15 protein-coding genes are annotated in these 16,403 nt (G+C 63.4%); 3 read left to right on the forward strand and 12 right to left on the reverse strand.

Annotated elements, in window-relative coordinates:
* Positions 1 to 51 precede the first annotated feature (51 nt).
* From FSY45_RS04285 to FSY45_RS04330, 10 genes are all read right to left on the reverse strand, one after another.
* Positions 52 to 1,098 (reverse strand): tyrosine recombinase XerC, encoded by a 1,047-nt coding sequence (locus FSY45_RS04285; protein WP_046460590.1) that lies wholly within the window; start codon positions 1,096 to 1,098, stop codon positions 52 to 54.
* Positions 1,099 to 1,122: 24 nt separating this feature from the next.
* Positions 1,123 to 1,836 (reverse strand): DUF484 family protein, encoded by a 714-nt coding sequence (locus FSY45_RS04290; RefSeq protein WP_003069020.1) that lies wholly within the window; start codon positions 1,834 to 1,836, stop codon positions 1,123 to 1,125.
* The gene (gene dapF, locus FSY45_RS04295; protein WP_034362972.1) at positions 1,833 to 2,711 is read right to left on the reverse strand and encodes a diaminopimelate epimerase; all 879 of its coding nucleotides are present in this window, start codon (positions 2,709 to 2,711) and stop codon (positions 1,833 to 1,835) included. Before dapF ends, FSY45_RS04290 begins: the two co-directional genes overlap by 4 nt.
* A 50-nt stretch (positions 2,712 to 2,761) precedes the next feature.
* Positions 2,762 to 3,322, reverse strand: coding sequence for a MarR family winged helix-turn-helix transcriptional regulator (locus FSY45_RS04300; RefSeq protein ID WP_003069024.1), 561 nt, complete (start codon positions 3,320 to 3,322; stop codon positions 2,762 to 2,764).
* 96 nt (positions 3,323 to 3,418) lie between these two features.
* Positions 3,419 to 5,182 (reverse strand): acyl-CoA dehydrogenase family protein, encoded by a 1,764-nt coding sequence (locus FSY45_RS04305; protein WP_046460589.1) that lies wholly within the window; start codon positions 5,180 to 5,182, stop codon positions 3,419 to 3,421.
* A gap of 168 nt (positions 5,183 to 5,350) precedes the next feature.
* Positions 5,351 to 6,358, reverse strand: coding sequence for a Bug family tripartite tricarboxylate transporter substrate binding protein (locus tag FSY45_RS04310; RefSeq protein WP_003069028.1), 1,008 nt, complete (start codon positions 6,356 to 6,358; stop codon positions 5,351 to 5,353).
* 91 nt (positions 6,359 to 6,449) lie between these two features.
* On the reverse strand, positions 6,450 to 7,457 hold the full coding sequence (locus FSY45_RS04315) for a Bug family tripartite tricarboxylate transporter substrate binding protein (protein ID WP_046460588.1): 1,008 nt from the start codon (positions 7,455 to 7,457) through the stop codon (positions 6,450 to 6,452).
* Between the two features lie 179 nt (positions 7,458 to 7,636).
* Complete coding sequence (locus FSY45_RS04320; protein WP_003069033.1) at positions 7,637 to 8,404, reverse strand: SDR family NAD(P)-dependent oxidoreductase; 768 nt, start codon at positions 8,402 to 8,404, stop codon at positions 7,637 to 7,639.
* 60 nt (positions 8,405 to 8,464) lie between these two features.
* Positions 8,465 to 10,369, reverse strand: a complete 1,905-nt coding sequence (locus tag FSY45_RS04325; protein WP_046460587.1) for a feruloyl-CoA synthase — start codon at positions 10,367 to 10,369, stop codon at positions 8,465 to 8,467.
* 38 nt (positions 10,370 to 10,407) lie between these two features.
* Positions 10,408 to 11,190, reverse strand: a complete 783-nt coding sequence (locus FSY45_RS04330; RefSeq protein WP_148747923.1) for a crotonase/enoyl-CoA hydratase family protein — start codon at positions 11,188 to 11,190, stop codon at positions 10,408 to 10,410.
* A gap of 159 nt (positions 11,191 to 11,349) precedes the next feature.
* Here FSY45_RS04330 and FSY45_RS04335 point away from each other — a divergent pair, with 159 nt between their 5' ends.
* Positions 11,350 to 13,044, forward strand: a complete 1,695-nt coding sequence (locus FSY45_RS04335; RefSeq protein ID WP_046460586.1) for an MBL fold metallo-hydrolase — start codon at positions 11,350 to 11,352, stop codon at positions 13,042 to 13,044.
* Positions 13,045 to 13,110: 66 nt separating this feature from the next.
* Complete coding sequence (locus FSY45_RS04340; protein WP_046460585.1) at positions 13,111 to 13,878, forward strand: pseudouridine synthase; 768 nt, start codon at positions 13,111 to 13,113, stop codon at positions 13,876 to 13,878.
* Positions 13,879 to 13,935: 57 nt separating this feature from the next.
* On the opposite strand, the gene FSY45_RS04345 is transcribed toward FSY45_RS04340, so the two are convergent.
* Positions 13,936 to 14,964 (reverse strand): tripartite tricarboxylate transporter substrate binding protein, encoded by a 1,029-nt coding sequence (locus FSY45_RS04345; protein WP_223305622.1) that lies wholly within the window; start codon positions 14,962 to 14,964, stop codon positions 13,936 to 13,938.
* Between the two features lie 27 nt (positions 14,965 to 14,991).
* Positions 14,992 to 15,477, reverse strand: a complete 486-nt coding sequence (locus FSY45_RS04350; RefSeq protein WP_046460583.1) for a DUF3237 domain-containing protein — start codon at positions 15,475 to 15,477, stop codon at positions 14,992 to 14,994.
* A 100-nt stretch (positions 15,478 to 15,577) separates the two neighbouring features.
* Here FSY45_RS04350 and FSY45_RS04355 point away from each other — a divergent pair, with 100 nt between their 5' ends.
* A complete protein-coding gene (locus FSY45_RS04355) occupies positions 15,578 to 16,378 on the forward strand; it encodes a LuxR family transcriptional regulator (protein WP_080944390.1) in 801 nt (266 codons plus the stop codon).
* Positions 16,379 to 16,403: the final 25 nt, after the last annotated feature.

Here is a 16,403-nt window from a genome sequence, read left to right on the forward strand (position 1 = left end):
CACCTCCATCACATACTCAACAATCACTTCAAGCTATCAAATCAGGACTCTTCAGTTTTGCTCTTCGTCGTCCGGCATGCGCAATGGAGCGGGCGTCTCTCCGACGCTGCTGCGCTGCGCACGCGGGTGGGCTTTTTCATAAGCCTGGGCCAGATGCTGGAAATCCAGCCGCGTATATATCTGCGTGGTGGCAATGCTGGAATGCCCGAGCAGCTCCTGCACGGCACGCAGATCGCCACTGGACTGCAGCATATGACTGGCAAAGGAGTGACGCAGCACATGCGGGTGCACGCCAGTCGCAAGCCCCGCCTGCTGGCCTCGCTGCTTGAGACGTGACCAGACCGACTGGGCGCTGAGCCGCTCGCCCCGGCGGCCGACGAACAAGGCCGCTTCATCCTGTGCCTTGAGCTGTGCAGTGCCGACCAGCGCGCTGCTGCGCAGCGCCAGCCAGCGCTGCAAGGCCAGGATCGCCATGCGCCCCACGGGCACGATGCGGCGCTTGCTGCCCTTGCCCTGAACATGGGCGTCACCCGCCTCCAGGTCGATCCAGCCTCTGCCTTCATGCCGGCTCTGCTGGTCGGGCCGCAAATCCAGCCCCACCAGTTCGGCCACACGCAAGCCGCAGCTATAGAGCAGCTCGGTCATAGCGACGTCACGCGCCTCCATCCACGGATCGGCCTCGGGGTTCTGAAAGCTGGCCAGTTGCACGGCATCATCCACAGCCAGTGCCTTGGGAAGAGGCTTGGCGGCTTTGGGGCCGCGCACGCCCTCCACGGGGTTGAAAGGTACCAGCTCCCGCTGGGCCGCCCAGCGGAAAAAGCTGCGCCAGCCCGAAAGAATCAGTGCGATACCGCGTGCACTGCGGCCGGCGCCATGCATTTGCGCAGCAAAGCGGCGGATATGCGAGGGTTGCAGCGTCAAAAGCTCCTGAGCTGCCGCCTGCGCAAAGCTCTGCAGCTTGATCAGGTCCAGCGCATACAGCGTATGCGTGCGCTCGGCCAGGCGCTTTTGCACACGCACATGCTCCAGATAGCTGTGGACAACTTCCGGAAGCTGCGCGTACTGCTCCTCAAAAGAGGGCTGCTCGCGCTCTTGCATCGGTATCTACCCCCTTTTGCAGCCTCAGCCGTGCGCCAGCGTCAGCGCAGGAGCGCGCATGCGCGAGAGCGAGGCACTGGCCAGCTCGGAGATGCGGGAGAGGAATTCAAGACCCATGGTGGCATCGAAGCGCAGCGGGTCGGGCGAGCCCAGCACCAGCATGCCAAAGGCATTGGAAGTGCTGTCCATGGCACCGTCATGCAGAGTCAGCAGCGCGACCGACTGCACCGCATTGGGGTTGGGCAGCCAGGTCACGGGCTCGAAACCCATATTGGGGCCGCAGAACGGCATGGTCAGAGACGAAGCAAAGGCCTTGGCATCATCGCTGACTCCCATGGTGTAGACGGTGCCGCTGTGCGCGCCCGCCACATTCCACAGACGCAGTGCGACCTGGGGGACATCAAACGTGTGCTGCAGGCTGGCGGTGAGCGCATGGGGCAGCTCGCGCAGGTCCTGCACCTTGACCAGGGCATGGGTCCACTGATGAATCTTGTTGGCGATGGAAGCGTTCTCGCTGCCATGGCGCACCATGTCCATGATGCGATGCTCCAGACCCTTGATCTTTTCGCGCAGCATCTCGGCCTGACGTTCCTGCAGGCTGACGGCACGTGGGCCATGGCCGCTGATCAAACGCACGCCTGTCAGCATCTCGGCATGGCGCTCGAAGAAATCGGGGTTTTCCTGGAGGTAATCGGCAATCGACTCTTCGGTCATGGCGGTATCGGTCAAGCTGTTCATAAGGTATCAGGTATGTCGATCTGGCCTTCAAAAACAAATTCGGCAGGGCCGGTCATGCGCACGCGATCGTGCGCACCGCCAGTCCATTCAATGGTCAGCAGACCGCCGCGGGTATGCACATCGACTCGCTGATCGAGCAGGCCCCAGCCAATGCCGGCCACCACGGCGGCACAAGCCCCCGTACCGCAGGCCAGGGTCTCGCCGGCACCACGTTCATAGACACGCAAGCGGACCTCACCGCGGTTGAGGATCTGCATGAAGCCGGCGTTCACACGCTGAGGAAAACGGGCATGGTTCTCTATCAACGGGCCGTGCAACCCCACCAAAGCAGCATCCACATCGTCCACCAACTGCACCGCATGCGGATTGCCCATGGAAACGGCTGCTATCCAGACTGTAGCCGGCTGCAAAGGAGTATCAAGCGTCAGAGGCCATTTTTGCGTCGAACCCAGAGTCTCGGCCTGCAGACCGTCGGTCGTGAATGGCACCTTGGCCGGATCCAGCTGAGGCGCCCCCATATCGACCGTGACGCGGCCATTGCCATGAATTTCGGGGGCGATGACGCCCGAGAGGGTCTGTACGCGGATCACGCTCTTGTCGGTCAGACCCTTGTCATGCACATAGCGCGCAAAACAGCGTGCGCCGTTTCCGCACTGCTCGACCTCGCCACCGTCGGCGTTGTGGATCACATATTCAAAGTCCACGCCCTCTGCGGGTGCCGGGCGCACCGTCAGAATCTGGTCGGCGCCCACGCCAAAGTGACGATTGGCCAGGTAGCGGTACTGGGCGGTGCTCAAGCCCAGGCGAGCCTGGGTTTCGTCAAGCACGACAAAGTCGTTGCCCGCACCTTGCATCTTGGTAAAGCGAATCTGCATGATGCCGCACATTATCGCGCCGGGCGCAGGATCTGCGCCATGCCATGGGATCAGCGATACAGCTTTTGCAACAACTCCATGAGTTGCACCTGCTCGGCAGCACTCAGGTGCGCGATGGCACGGGTCTCGCTGCTCTTGAGCTCGGGCTCGGCCGTATCCACCAGTTCGCGCCCTGCCGCGGTCAGGTACAGACCCGTGGCGCGGCCGTCTCGCGGGTGCGGACGCCGTTCCAGAAAGCCGCGTTTGCCCAACGCATCGATCATGCCCACCATATTCGGCGGCAGCACGGCCAGTTGCTGACAGAGCTGACGCGAGGTGATACCCGGATTGCTGCCCACCAGAGACAGCACGGAGAACTCGACGATCTTGAGGTCAAAACGCTCCATGCAGCGCATGAAAACTCCCACCAGAGCCAGCGAGGCGCGCCTGGCGTTGTAGCCCAGCAGCGACTCCAGAAAGCTGGCATCGACCTGATCGACGGCAAAAACCTCGGCACTGTCCCTGGGCTCCTGCCCCGAGCCCGGGAGGTCCGAACCCACCTCTCTGGAGCGCGTGCCGCGCAAGGAGCGTGCAGGTTTGGAGTCTGGTTCAGCAGTCTTGTGAGCGAGCATTGGCGATGTCAACTTCGAAGGCAAAAGAGCAATCCAGGAGCGCGATGAAAAGACCGCAATTGTGCCGGTATTGCTCGCATCTTGCAGCCATTTTGATCAATGCGCGGAGGTGAACAGCTGGTTGCCGTGCACGACGGAAGCCTGCGCCCACTGCGCCTTCATCAGAGTCAGACGCCAGTCCATTTCGGGCAATATGCGTTGCTGCACCTGCTTGCAGGGGCCTCGCCAGCGCTCACTATCGCCCCCTGCTGTAGCCGCAATACGTGCCCACGCCCAGCCCAGCAGCACCACGGCCACGCAGCGCAGGTAGTCGTCGGCCACGCGCCAGGCCAGGGTGTCATCTTCCTTGCAGGCCTGCGCCAGCACCGTGGTGAAGTAGCGCAGCTGGGCCAGGCAGCGCAGCACTTCTGCATCCAGCGCCCGACCTGCATCCAGGCTGTTGCGCAAAGTCAGCAGCCATTGCCCCATGGCCTGACCACCGTCCGGCAGCACCTTGCGCACCAGCAGATCGATGGCCTGAATTTCATTCGTGCCTTCGTAAATCATGGCCACGCGCGAATCACGCACGATCTGCTCTATGCCCCACTCGCGGATGTAGCCATGGCCGCCGAACACCTGCAGGCAGGCGCTGGCACCCTCGAATGCCTGCTGGGTCCAGGCGGCCTTGAGCACGGGCGTGATCAGACTGCACCACTGCTGGGCCTGCTCGCGCTCGCGGGCGCTTTCGGCATGTCGCGCCACATCGAGATAAATACCGGTCTGGTAGGCAAGCACACGCCCGCCATCCACCCAGGCACGCTGCAGATCGAGCGTGCGGCGAATGGCCGGATGCTCGATGATCAGATCTGCTGCATCGCCTGTGCCACGCGAGGCCGGAACTACCCCTGGCGCGCGCATCTGACGGCGCTCCAGCGCATAGGCATGGGCCTTCTGCCATGCTGCGTCCAGCAGGCCTATGCCCTGCAGCGCCACATGCAGACGCGCGGCATTCATCATGACGAAAATGGCGTTCAGGCCCGCTCCGGGCTGGCCTATCAACCAGCCTGCAGCCCCATCAAAGCGCATCACGCAGGTGGGGCTGCCATGCAGGCCCATTTTTTCCTCGATGCGCTCACAGACCACGCGGTTGCGCTCGCCGCCTGGCAGCAGCTTGGGCACGAGAAACAGCGACAGGCCCTTGGGCCCTGCCGGAGCCCCGGGCAGACGCGCCAGTACCAGATGCACGATGTTATCGGTCAGATCATGCTCGCCGCCCGAAATGAAAATCTTGCTGCCGCTGATCTCGAAGCGCTCGCCCTGCTCGGATTCGCCAACCGGAACGGCTTGCGTGCGTACCTGCCCCAGGTCGCTGCCCGCATGGGCCTCCGTCAGACACATGGTTGCCAGCCATTCACCGCTGGCCACCTTGGGCAGATAGGCGGCCTTGAGCGCATCGCTGCCATGGTGCTTGAGGCACTCATAAGCACCATGCAGCAGGCCCGGCGCCATGGTCCAGCCATGGTTGGCGGCACTCAGCCATTCGTACAGCACGCCTTCCAGCACCCAGGGCAGCCCCTGGCCGCCGTCCTCCTCGGCACAGGCCAGTGCAGGCCAGCCCGCCTGCCAGAAGTCCTGATAGGCCTGGGCAAATCCAGGCGGCGTGGTGACCTTGCCCGCTGCAAACTGCACGCCGACCTCATCACCTTCGCGCGACAGCGGCGCCACCACTTCACCCACCCATTTGCCGGCCTCTTCCAGCACCTGCTGCATCAGCGCCTGATCCGTTGCAGCATGCGCCGGCAGGCGCTGCAACTGCTCATCGGCCTTGAGCACATCAAATAGAAGAAACGCGTTATCGGCACTGGCAGGCAAATAAGACATACATAACCGGCTGCAACGCAGCAAATGAAAATCTCTAAATAACGACTCCATACGCGCCGAGCGCGGCCCATGCCAGAGATGCCAAGCAAGGGCCGTCCCGCCGCGAAGGCATCGTCCCCTCCCGCGCAGCGAGAGAGGGGGAAGCCGCGAAGCGGCTCAGGGGGTGTATCAGGTATCCGCAGTAAAGCCGATCTGCTTGACCAGCGGTCCCCAGCGCTCGAACTCGGCCTGCTGCGAACGGGCCATTTCCTCGGGCGTGGAGCTGGTGGCAATCAGGCCGACCACACCCACACTTTCCTTGAGCGCGTCGCTCTTGAGCGCCGCCGTGATGGCCGCATGGGCGCGTGCACGCACATCGGAAGGCGTCTTGGCATTGGCATAAAAGCCAAACCACTCTTCGGCCGTCAAATCGGCAAAGCCCTGCTCGGCAAAGGTAGGGACATTGGGCAGATAGGGGTTGCGCTGCGGGCCGCTGGTGGCCAGCACGCGCAGCTTGCCGGCCTTGTAGTAGCTCAGGAAGTCGCCGCTGGGGCCCATCACGGCTGCAATCTGACCACCAGCCAGGTCGGACACCGCAGGCGCCGTGCCGCGGTAAGGCACATGGCTGAGCTTGATGCCCGAACGCAGGCTGAGCAGGGAGCCGATCAGATGCGGCTGGGTACCGGCACCGGGGCTGCCGAAGCTGGCCTTGTCGGGGTTGTTCTTGCACCAGGCCAGAAAATCCTTGAGGGTCTTGACCTCGGCCGGCACGGCAGGGCCGACAGCCAGTCCATGGTGCATGATGGCTCCGATGGAAATCGGCTCGAAGTCCTTGGCCTGATAGCTCAGCTTGCTATAGATATGCGGATAGATGGAGAAGGCCGAGACCTGCGACAGCACGATGACCGAGCCGTCGCCCACGGAGTTGCGCAGATTCTCCAGCGCGATGCGGCCGCCGGCACCGGGCTTGTTCTCCACCACGCCCATATTCTTGGAGTAGCTGGTGCCGCCGATCTTTTCCGCCACACGGCGCGCCACCGAGTCACCGGCACTGCCTGCGGGAAAGCCGTAGAGAATGCGCACCTGCTCCAGTGGCCCGCTGCCCTGGGCATAGGCGCTGCGGCCGGCGATGCCACCGAATGCGGCCAGCGCTGCACCAGCGCCCAGGCCTTTGACGAAATTGCGACGATCTTGCATGGCTTGTCTCCTCTATTGTTCGATCGCTATATGCAGGCTTGAGCCTGTCTGAAAAATCCCGACCCGAATGCTATTCGATACCGAGGGGTCATCAGGAATCGCCCGTAAAACCGATCTGCTTGACCAGCGGACCCCAGCGCTCGAACTCGGCCTGCTGCGAACGGGCCATCTCCTCGGGCGTGGAGCTGGTGGCAATCAGGCCCACCACACCCAGGCTTTCCTTGAGCGCGTCGCTCTTGAGCGCTGCCGTGATGGCCGCATGGGCGCGTGCACGCACGTCGGCGGGTGTCCTGGCATTGGCGTAAAAGCCAAACCACTCCTCCGCCGTCAAATCGGCAAAGCCCTGCTCGGCAAAGGTGGGCACATTGGGCAGATAGGGGTTGCGCTGCGGGCCGCTGGTGGCCAGCACGCGCAGCTTGCCGGCCTTGTAATAGCTCAGGTAGTCGCCGCACGTACCCATGATGGCGGCGATCTGACCGCCCACGACGTCCGAGACGCCGGGTGCCATGCCGCGATATGGCGCATGGCTGAGCCTGACGCCGGAGCGCAGACTCAGCAGCGCCCCCAGCAGATGCGGCTGACTGCCGGCACCGGGGCTGCCGAAGCTGGCCTTGTCGGGGTTGTTCTTGCACCAGGCCAGAAAATCCTTGAGCGTCTTCACCTCGGCCGGCACGGCGGGGCCGACAGCCAGCCCATGGTGCATGATGGCTCCAATCGAAATTGGCTCGAAATCCTTGGCCTGATAGCTCAGCTTGCTATAGATATGCGGGTAGATGGAGAAGGCCGAGACCTGGGACAGCGCAATCACCGAGCCGTCCCCGACGGCATTGCGCAAATTCTCCAGCGCGATGCGGCCACCTGCTCCGGGCTTGTTTTCCACCACGCCCATATTTCTGGTGTAGCTGCTGCCGCCCATTTTTTCGGCCACGCGGCGGGCCACCGAGTCACCAGCGCTGCCTGCCGGAAAGCCGTACAGAATGCGCACCTGCTCCAGCGGGCCACCGCCCTGGGCATAGGCACTGCGGCTGGCGATGCCGCCGAATGCAGCCAGCGCGGCACCAGCGCCCAGGCCTTTGACGAAATTGCGACGACCTTGCATGACTTGTCTCCTGCTTGAAATACGGACTCTTCGGTCCTGTGGAATCAATACACGTCTCAATCTTTGGCACTGAGCTGGCTCTGGCACTCTCCAACCCAGAGACATCGAGCAAGGGCAGCCCCGCAGCGATGGTGTCGTCCCCCTTGGGGGAAGGCGCAAAGTGCCTCAGGGGGTAACACTTACCGCGGAGCCATGCGCAGCGCACCATCCAGACGAATCACCTCGCCATTGAGATGATCGTTGTGCACGATATGCACGGCCAGATCGGCAAACTCCGAAGGCTTGCCCAGGCGCGAAGGAAAGGGAATGGATGCCGCCAGCGACTGCTGCACGGGCTCGGGCAGCTCCTTCATCAACGGCGTGGCGAACAGGCCTGGCGCCACGGTGCAGACACGAATGCCGTGCTGGGCCAGATCACGCGCCATGGGCAGCGTCATGCCGACCAGGCCGCCCTTGGATGCGCTGTAAGCCTGCTGTCCCACCTGGCCATCGAAGGCAGCCACCGAGGCGGTGTAGAGAATCACGCCGCGCGCGCCATCCTCCAGCGCCGCCAGCTTGGCGCAGCGTGCGGCAAACAGCCGCGTCATGTTGTAGCTGCCGACAAGGTTGACGCGGATCACGCGTTCAAAGTCCTCCAGCGGTGCGGGCTCACCATCGCGGCCGATCACGCGCTTGGCCGTGCCGATGCCGGCCACATTCATGAGAATACGTGCATCCGAGCCCCATTGCTCGCGAACGGCATCCAGCGCCGCAGTGACGCTGGCCGCATCGCAGATATCGCTCTCCAGCGCCAGTCCGCCGATCTCGGCAGCCACCACCTTGGCCTTGTCGAGCTGACGATCCAGCACCGCAACTCTGGCGCCTGCGGCAGCCAGCGCACGCGCCGTGGCTTCGCCAAGGCCCGAGGCTCCTCCGGTGACGATGGCAATCTGATCCTGAACTTGCATATCACTATCCTTTTAAAAGCTGCTTGCGCTTTCTGTCATTGGGCTCAAGCCTGTCCTGGCTCAGAGATTGGGCTTCAGGATCAGGGCCAGCGTTTCGTCGTACAGGCCTGCCACCACATCGGCGCGATGCTGGAGCACGGCACGCTGGTTGATGGAGCCCTTGTCCGTAACCTCGCCCAGGTCCAGCGAGGGCGGCCTGATCGCCGCCACTGCCCGCGCAATGCGGGTGGCACTACCGGTTGCCGTCTGCGCCAGCTGGTTCAGAACCGTCTGCAAATGCTGCTGCACGGGCTCGCTGTGCATGATCTGCTCCAGCGTCGCTCCCGCTGCCAGGCCGCTCAAGGCTGCACAGGCCGGGGTCCCGAAAACGATGGCACCGACCTCCTTGCGATCCAGACCAGTCAGCACCACATCCTGGATATAGGGCGCGCCGGCATGGATGATCCTGGCCCGCAGCGGCCCCACGTTGACGAATGTGCCCGTGGCCAGCTTGAAGTCTTCGGCAATGCGGCCGTCAAAGCGCAGACCCTGGTTTCGATCCTGCGGGTCGCGCCACTGCACGGCGTCGCCGGTGCGGAAGAATCCGTCCTCGTCAAACGCCTCTGCCGTGGCTTCGGGCGCGCGCCAGTAGCCGGGCGTGACGTTCGGCCCGCGGTAGCGCACCTCCAGCTTGCCATCCACAGGCGCCAGTTTGAGCTCCAGACCCGGCACCGGTACGCCCAGGTCTCCCGAGCGCACATCGGGACGGTTGATGAACAGGGCCGAGGGCGAGGACTCGGTCATGCCCAGGCCCGTGCCCATCACGATGCGCTCGCCGCACTCGGCCTCCTGCGTGCGGTGCAGGCTATCCCAGACGGGCTGTGCCAGAGAGGCTCCTGCGTAGAAGAACATCTTGACGCGCTTGAGCAGGCTGCTGCGCAACTGCGCATCGCTCTCCATGGCACGGGCGATGTATTCGAAGCCAGTTGGTACGTTGAAGTAAACGGTGGGAGAGATCTCGCGCAGATTGCGCAGCGTCTCGGCAATGCCCGCCGCCGTAGGCTTGCCCTCGTCGATATAGACAGTGCCGCCGTGATAGAGCGCGAGGCCGATGTTCTTGTTGCCTCCGAAAGTGTGATTCCAGGGCAGCCAGTCCACCAGCACGGGCGGGCCTTTGACCATATCGGGCATGGTCTGGGCAATCTGCTGCTGGTTGGCGCACCACATTCCGTGGGTGTTGATGACGGCCTTGGGCAGCTTGGTCGATCCCGAGGTGAACAGGAACTTGGTGATGGTGTCGGGCCCGGTGGCCTGCATGGCGGCATCCGCCGCAGCTGTGGGCTCGGTCGCCAGCAGGTCGGCAAACAAGGTGCAGGTCCGGGCATCGACGGCCGGCTTGCGGTACACCACCTCACAGCCCTCGGACAGCACGGCGCGTACCGCCTTGTCATAGCGCGCCGCATCGGCGGCAAAGATCAGGCCTGGCGTGAGCGTATCGACCACATGGCGCAGCTTGGCGTAATCGGTGCTGACCAGCGAATAGGCCGTGGAGACCGAGCAATAGGGCACGCCTGCATACAGGCAACCCATGGCCAGCATGGCATGGTCGAGATCGTTCTCGCTGAGGATGATGACGGGACGCTCTGCCGAGAGCTTTCTGTCCAGCAAGGACTGCGCAATGCTGCGCGCCGCTGCCAGCGTCTGGGCATAGTCGATGCGCTGCCAATCACCGGTGCTGCCGTCGGCCAGTCGTTGCCGCTGGGCGATGAAGGTCTGCTGCGGCGTGGTCTGCGCCCAGTGCAGCAGCCTGTCAGTCATGCGTGCTGCGTGCTCTGCCAGCTCCCGGTCGGAGCGCACGTAGAAAGTGCCGTCGCCTGCCTCCCTGACCTGGATGCTGCGCACGCCGAACTCCAGTTCGCGGTACCGGGGCCTGCCCCCCTCTACCACCTGGCCGAGGGCCTGCATGGCTGTGTTTGTCTCCTGCATTGTCTTTGTCTCCACAGCGTTGTTTTTTGAGAGTGCTTTCAGTCCTTGCTGACCTTGGCGGCCCGCCCTGACAGAAATTCCTGCAAACGGAACTTGGCTTCTGGCGCGCTCTGCGCCACGGCAGCCATCAGAGCTTCTGTCATCAGCCCCTGATCGGCGGGCTGATCGGCAATCCTGGGCAATGCGTGCATCAGGGCGTAATTGGTCATGGGGGCGTTTTCGGCAATGCGCAGCGCCAGTTCCACGGCCTTGTCCAACGCATGTCCTTCGGGCACCAGATATTGCGACAGACCAATGCGCTCACCCTCTTCGGCCTTGTACACACGGCCTGTGAACATCATGTCGGCCATGCGTGCGGCTCCGATCAGGCGTGGGATGCGCACCGAGCCGCCGCCGCCGACGAAAATGCCGCGCGAACCTTCGGGCAAGGCATAGAAAGTACTGCTGTCGGCCACACGGATATGGCAGGCACTGGCCAGCTCCAGGCCGCCCCCCACCACGGCACCATGCAGGGCGGCGACCACGGGCACCGCGCCGAACTGCACCTGGCGCAGCGCCTCATGCCACATGCGTGAGTGCAGAACGCCCTGGGCCGCATCGCGTTCGCTGAGTTCGCTCAGATCCAGGCCGGCGCAGAAATGCGGTCCATCTCCATCCACCACTGCAGCGCGCACGCTGGCGGGCATATTCATGAATACATCGCGCAGACCCAGCACCAGCCCATCGGACAAGGCGTTGCGTTTGGCGGCACGCATCAGGCGAATGACGGCGACCTGTTCGGCTTCGCCGCGGAACTCAACTGCAATTTCTTTATGAGTCATAACCATTCCTTTTGCATCATTATTGTTATTTAAAATAACTAAATGCAAGACATCCTTGGCCGTTTGCTCTCAGTGCTTTCCCCGATTCGCGCAGCAGGAGTGCACAACTAGTCCAGGTGTGACATTCACGAACGCGGCGACTTCGCATAATGTGACCTCATGACATCACCCAGCCAGCCCCGCCCCAGCCAGTTGCTTCAGCCCCAGCGCACGCCAGTTCCCGCGCGCGATGCTTCCACGCTTTTGTTGCTGCGCGACTGCGCCGACGGCAAGGGTTTTGAAGTGCTGATGACAAGGCGTGCAGATCAAGGCATCTTTGCCAATGCCTATGTTTTCCCCGGCGGCGGCCAGGAAGATGAAGATGCAGCCCCAGCCAGTCATGCGTTGGCGCGCGTGCGCCCCAGCATGATCGCCGAGGCGGGAGATGAACGCATCACCCAGGCTCTGGCAGGCATTCGCGAGACTTTTGAGGAGCTGGGCATCCTGCTGGCCTATGACCAGGCCGGCCAACCCGTTCCACCGGCCCAAGTTCAGCAACTGGACCGCAAGGCATCGCTGTATGAGCAATGCCGCGCGCGCGGCTGGACGCTGGCCGTGGACCAGCTCTGGTATCTGGCCCACTGGACCGCACCACTGGACCTGCCCAAGCGCTTTAACGTGCCGTTCTTTGTGGCCCGCATGCCCGAGGGTCAGACGGCGGTGGCCGACGAAACCGAGCAGTTCGAGCCCACCTGGATTTCTCCGCAGGATGCGATTGCGCGCTTTGAAGAGAAAAAGCTGTTTATCCTCTTTCCCACCCAGCGTACATTGCAGCGCATCGCTCACCAGCCCGATACCCAGGCCGTGATCCACGCCCTGCTCAGCGAGAAGCCGCTGTGGCAGGCCTGCCCCCGTGGCGGCCACCTGAAAGGCAAAGACACACGCCATACCGAAACCGATATGGCCTATGGCGAACTGGAAATGGTGCTGCCCGACGGCCACGGCATTCACCATCTGGACTGGCAGCCTGAAAAAGCCGTGCCGCTGCGCAAGAACCTGCTGCGTCTGACGGCCCCCAACCCCGGCATGATGACCGGCCCCGGCACCAACAGCTATCTGGTCGGCGATGCGCATACCGGCTATATCGCCATCGACCCCGGACCGAACGATGCCGAGCATCTGCAGCGACTGCACGATGCCGCCGGCGGCGATATCCGCTACATCGTCTGCACCCATTCCCACCCCGATCACTCGCCGGGTGCCGCGCCGCTGCAGGCCATGGTCCTGCTCTCCGGCCATGCCAGGCCGCCCATCATGGGCCGGCCTTCGGCGCCCACCGCGCGCACCAACAGTCGCTTCAAACCCGAGGTGACGCTACAGGACGGAGAACGCATCACGCTTAGCGGACAAGGGGCAGAAGGCGAAATCACGCATACGCTGCAAGCCATCTTCACGCCCGGCCATGCGGCCAACCACCTGTGCTTTCTGCTGGAGGAGGACGCACTGCTATTCAGTGGCGATCACATCCTCAATGGCAGCACCACCGTCATCAGCCCGCCGGACGGCAACATGATCGACTACCTCGATTCGCTGGACCGGCTGCACTCCCTGTGTCTGGAGTACGACATTCGCTACATCCTTCCCGCCCACGGCTATGTGCTGGGCTTTGCGCGACATCAGATCACACGTCTCAAGGCCCACCGCCTGGCGCGCGAGGCCAAGGTGCATCAGGCCATGCGCACCAAGCCGGACGGCAGCATTCAGGACTGGGTGGCGATTGCCTACGCCGACACGCCGCAAGCCCTGTGGCCCGTGGCCCAGCAATCGCTGCTGGCGCATGTGGAGCGCATCCAGAAGCTCTGCCTTGGCAGATAGCGCGCCGCGACCGCCGCGCTAGACCTGTGGACAACTAGGACATGGCCGGAGCATTAAGCTCTCGCCATGTCTGAATCCCTGCCTGAACAAGAAAGCATCCGCCTGGCCAAGCGCGTGGCGGAGCAAGAACAATGCTCGCGCCGCGAAGCCGAGCTCCATATCGTCGCGGGCAATGTCCAGGTGGACGGCAAAGTGGTGCAAGTGCCCGAAACCCGCGTGCGCCCCGATCAGGTAGTGATCCTGCGCAAGGATGCCAAGCCTGAAGCCATTCCGCCCGTCACCATCCTGATGAACAAGCCTTCGGGCATGACCCAGGGCCCGGCCTATGGCCGGGTGCGCAGCGCGCATTCGCTGCTGAGAGAAGACACCAAAGCCAAGCTGGATACGCCCATGCCCCAGCTGGTGCTGGATCATCACTTCAGGAATCTGGAGTCGTTTCTGACGATTCCCCTGCCTGCCAGCGGCCTCATCGTCTACACCCAGGACAAGCGCGTGGCACGCAAGCTGGCCGAAGAAGGCATGTGGCTGGAGCAGGAAATCATCGTCGGCGTAGAGGGCCAGATCATTGAAGATGGCCTGGACATTCTGTACGAAGGCTTGCCTATCCCTGGCGGCAACGGCCATCGTCGCATGCCTCCCTGCCATGTGAGCTGGCAGAGCGAAAACCACCTGCGTTTCGCTCTCAAGGGCATTGCGCCCGAAGAGATCGAGAAGATGTGCGCCGCCATCGGCCTGACGGTGGTCAGCATGCGCCGGCTGCGCCTTGGCCGCGTCTCTCTGGCCAAGGTGCCCGAGGGCCAGTGGCGCTATCTGATGCCCTGGGAAAGGTTCTGAGCGGAACGGCCTTCGCGCGCCGCCAACCGGACTCGGCCGCGGCACGCGCCGGTCCGCTCAATCCGCCTTGAAGCCCGTCGCTGCCACCGCCTTGCCCCATTTGACGGTATCGGCAGCAATGATGTCGGCAAACTGCTGCGCGCTGGTGCCCGTGACTCTGAAGCCCGCCTCCTGCAGCCGCGCCCTGCCGTCGCCCGATTGCAGGACCTTGAGCAGATCGGTATTGAGCTTGCTCACCACCTCCGCAGGTGTCCTGGCGGGCGCCACGATGCCGAACCAGGAGCTGAACTCCAGGTTGCCAAAGCCCTGCTCCTTCATGGTCGGCAGCTCGGGCAGTTGCTCCACGCGCGCGCTGCCCGTGCTTCCCAGGGCCACCAGCTTGCCGGCACGCACCTGCGGGATCGCCATGCCGGAGGAAGCGAACACCCCCTGCACATCGCCGCTGAAAAGGCCGCTCAAGGCATCCGAAGTGCTCTTGTAGTGCACCACCTCGGGTTTGGACTGCACGGCATCGCCAAACATATAAGCCCCGAAATGCCCCGGCGTTCCCGCTCCGAAGGTGGCCATGAACAAGCCGTTTTGCTGCCGGGTCCAGGCCACAAAGTCCCTGACGTTACGCGCCTTGACCTTTTCGGGGTTGACCAGCAGCACGAAGTCGGAACTCACCACCTGGCTGACGGGGGCGAAATCCTTGCGCGGTTGGTAGGCAAGCCGTTGGTAGGTATTGGGAGCGATGCTGAGCTGTCCCGTCTCGGCCAGCATGATGGTGTAGCCGTCGGCCGATGCACGCGCCGCCTCGCTGGCTGCGATCAGGCCGGCGGCACCGGGCTTGTTGTCCACCACTACGCCCACGCCTCCCCATGCTTCGGAAAGCTTCTGTGCCAGCAGCCGGGCCACTACATCGGGTCCCGTGCCCGCCGGAAAGCCCACGATCATGCGCACCGTCTTGCTCGGATAAGCCGTCTGGGCCTGAGCGACGCCCAGGGCTGCACTGCCGCCGGCCAGCAGTGCCAGGGCCAGCCGCCGACGTCGCCAGGCCCGTGCTGAAGTGAGTCCGGGCAGGTTCTGCATTTGCAGTACTTTCATGTTTTGTCTCCTTGTTGCGATGCTGTTTCACAGCACTTCGAAAAACCGCATGACGACCTGCTCCGGAAAGCGCGCTCCCGCACCCACGAATAGGCGCTGCCCCAGCCAGGCAAAGCGCTTGGAGGCTGTTTCAAAGCGGGGCGCACAACGAAAGTAGATCGCCGAGGGATCAACGCTCTCGCCGCGGCGCAGACGCTGCATCAGCTCGGCCGGCCCGGTGCGCAAGGCATGGTTGCTCACATAGATCAGATCGCCGCCGTCGGTTTCGATGACATAGCGTGCGTCCAGCTCGGCCACTTCATCGCTGACCAGCAGCTGGAAGTCGGCCCCGCCCGACAGCACACGCGCCGACCAGTCCTCTCCCTGTACCTGGCCGCCGACGATGGGGATCACACGCCGCAAGCCGCGTGTCGTTTCGCCCACCTCCTGCGCCGGCCCCACCTGCACGCGAAATTCGGCAAAGTGGCGCAGCCCTGGAGCGGCAATCTGGAAATCATGGTTTGGCGACAGCATTGCTCTCCTTGCGATGTCCAAGCACAGGAACATGAGCGTAAGCACTGTTGAAGATTTCGCTGTCCCCCAAGAAGATGACAACCCACGCCAAGACACACCGATGAGAACCTGGAAGCTACCTTCGACGACTGACTCCATGCCGGCCAGTGGCATGGCCCAGGCCAGCGCCTTGCTGGCTGGTCTGGTGGAGCATCTGGGACAGGGCTGTTTTGCCCAGGCCGCGCTCGCGCAGCTGAGCGCCATTGCGCCCACGGCCTCGCTGTCGGTGTATCGCATCGGCAGCTGCCGGCCGCGGCTGTTTCTCTCGGCCTCCCAGGGCGTCCTGGACACCACGCGCCAGTGCTGGAGCGCCTATCTATCGGGACCCCAGCACGAGGACAGAAGCTGGGGCCAGGAATGGCCCGGACATATGCGCACGCCAGGCGCCCGCAATCTGGTCCATGTGCAGGCCAACGAGGTCACGCCCTTGCATCGCCAGTGCGTGTATGACGCGCATGGCGTGGCAGAGCGCATCTCGATTGCCGAGCCCGGTGCCGATGGCTCGGTGTTCGCCGTCAACCTCTATCGCCATGCGCACCAGAAACCCTTTGCCGACCGGCATCTGAGCGACTTCGCGGACCTGTCCAGCGCCCTGATGGCTCTGACGCACAAGCACATAGCGCTGACGGCGGACATGGCTGCCGGCGATGAGAAATGGTCGGCTCGCCTGCGAGAGCTGGCACCGGGTCTGACAGTGCGCGAACTCGAGGTCTGCCTGCGCCTGCTGCGCGGCATGACCCAGGACGGCATTGCGGCCGATCTCGGACTGAGCGCAGCCACCGTGAAGACCTATCGCAACCGCGCCTTTGCGCGGCTCGATATCCACCACCGCCATCAGCTGTTCGCGCTGATGGTGGAGTGAATGCAGTGGATTCGCCGGGCTGTGC

The sequence above is a fragment of the Comamonas sp. Z1 genome, assembly GCF_008121555.1.
Lineage (GTDB): Bacteria > Pseudomonadota > Gammaproteobacteria > Burkholderiales > Burkholderiaceae_C > Comamonas > Comamonas thiooxydans.

Coding starts and splice junctions, on each gene's coding strand:
- FSY45_RS04290 (WP_003069020.1), bottom strand. CDS start 1,836: ATGAACAGCTTGACCGATACCGCCATGACCGAAGAGTCGATTGCCGAT.
- FSY45_RS04350 (WP_046460583.1), bottom strand. CDS start 15,477: ATGCTGTCGCCAAACCATGATTTCCAGATTGCCGCTCCAGGGCTGCGC.
- FSY45_RS04285 (WP_046460590.1), bottom strand. CDS start 1,098: ATGCAAGAGCGCGAGCAGCCCTCTTTTGAGGAGCAGTACGCGCAGCTT.
- dapF (WP_034362972.1), bottom strand. CDS start 2,711: ATGCAGATTCGCTTTACCAAGATGCAAGGTGCGGGCAACGACTTTGTC.
- FSY45_RS04340 (WP_046460585.1), top strand. CDS start 13,111: ATGTCTGAATCCCTGCCTGAACAAGAAAGCATCCGCCTGGCCAAGCGC.
- FSY45_RS04300 (WP_003069024.1), bottom strand. CDS start 3,322: ATGCTCGCTCACAAGACTGCTGAACCAGACTCCAAACCTGCACGCTCC.
- FSY45_RS04355 (WP_080944390.1), top strand. CDS start 15,578: ATGAGAACCTGGAAGCTACCTTCGACGACTGACTCCATGCCGGCCAGT.
- FSY45_RS04345 (WP_223305622.1), bottom strand. CDS start 14,964: ATGAAAGTACTGCAAATGCAGAACCTGCCCGGACTCACTTCAGCACGG.
- FSY45_RS04335 (WP_046460586.1), top strand. CDS start 11,350: ATGACATCACCCAGCCAGCCCCGCCCCAGCCAGTTGCTTCAGCCCCAG.
- FSY45_RS04330 (WP_148747923.1), bottom strand. CDS start 11,190: ATGACTCATAAAGAAATTGCAGTTGAGTTCCGCGGCGAAGCCGAACAG.
- FSY45_RS04305 (WP_046460589.1), bottom strand. CDS start 5,182: ATGTCTTATTTGCCTGCCAGTGCCGATAACGCGTTTCTTCTATTTGAT.
- FSY45_RS04310 (WP_003069028.1), bottom strand. CDS start 6,358: ATGCAAGATCGTCGCAATTTCGTCAAAGGCCTGGGCGCTGGTGCAGCG.
- FSY45_RS04325 (WP_046460587.1), bottom strand. CDS start 10,369: ATGCAGGAGACAAACACAGCCATGCAGGCCCTCGGCCAGGTGGTAGAG.
- FSY45_RS04320 (WP_003069033.1), bottom strand. CDS start 8,404: ATGCAAGTTCAGGATCAGATTGCCATCGTCACCGGAGGAGCCTCGGGC.
- FSY45_RS04315 (WP_046460588.1), bottom strand. CDS start 7,457: ATGCAAGGTCGTCGCAATTTCGTCAAAGGCCTGGGCGCTGGTGCCGCG.